General features: G+C 57.3%; 2 pseudogenes. One reads left to right on the plus strand and one right to left on the minus strand.

The window, feature by feature from the left end:
* Positions 1–276: pseudogene (locus tag FE851_RS25860) on the minus strand (hypothetical protein); the annotation flags it as partial.
* Positions 277–875: 599 nt separating this feature from the next.
* On the opposite strand from FE851_RS25860, the pseudogene FE851_RS25870 reads away from it, so the two are divergent.
* A pseudogene (locus tag FE851_RS25870) lies at positions 876–1,098 on the plus strand (IS110 family transposase); the annotation flags it as partial.

A 1,098-nucleotide genomic window follows, 5' to 3' on the forward strand; every position in this document is an offset into this window, starting at 1 on the left:
GTGTTCGGTCGGCATCAGCGCCGCCTTTTCGCGGTCGATTACGCACAGGAAACCGGGAATCGCCTCACCCCGCTTGCGCGCCGCGCGCACATAGGTCAGCAGTTGCGCGAACATCAGCAGCGGCGGCGTCGGCGCTTCCTTGGCCTCGAACCAGATTTCCGGGGTCTGGATATCGACCAGCCCCTTGAACACGCTCTTCAGCCCTAGCGCCTTGATATAGGCGTCCTTCACGTCCTCTTCGGTGCGGGCAGTGGCAAGCGACTGTGCCAGAGTCATGAAGTGTAATTCCCCGTTCTGCGCTCGAAAATATGACAGGCGGGTATAAGTCAATTTTGGCGATTGGCGATGCTAAAGTCCTTGGTCTGCTCCTCACCTTATCCCCTGTTATCCAGCCGTTCACCATGCATCTCTGAAAGTTGCCAATAAGTTCGATGAAATGGCAATGGTGAGTTTCGGCAAAAGCAGTCATTCTAGCGCGGGTGGGCAACGGCAAAAGTTGGTCGGGGGACGACGGCAAGGGAACGGCAGCTATCCATGCATCCGCACCCCAAACCAGTCAGTCGCCTATCGGCCAGTCCTGCGCATTCCCGGGGAAGATCATCGGGGCCTAAGAATGGCAGGTGTTGGATAAGGACCTGCCATTCCTGTCCGGCTCGCGAACCTCGGTTTTGTCCCACGACGCGGCGTTGGTCCAGGGTGAAATCGACCATTCTTTGCCGCTCAGGGGCCAAATTTCGCTCCCCAGTAGCGGACATCTCCATTGCCGCACTTGGGTCGGTCATCATGTCCGCTTTGTTGGACACCGCGTAATTGATTTAGCCACCCTCCTGGATGAGACGAAGTCGCCATGGCGCTTCAATGCTGGAGGGTGACCAATGGCGATCTTTGCTGGTTTGGATGTTAGTGACAAGACCACCCACATTTGTGTGGTCGACGATGATGGTGCGATCCTGAAGCGCGATGTTGTCGCCAGCGATCCTGACGCACTGGCCAAGTGGCTGACCAAGCATTGTGAAGGCTTGTCCCGGGTGGTGCTGGAGACAGGCCCGCTATCGACCTTCCTTGACGGGCCGGCCATTGAGAAGGGCGTAATCTTCA

The organism is Sphingobium sp. B2, assembly GCF_007693735.1.
In the GTDB taxonomy this organism is placed as follows: Bacteria; Pseudomonadota; Alphaproteobacteria; order Sphingomonadales; family Sphingomonadaceae; genus Sphingobium; species Sphingobium xenophagum.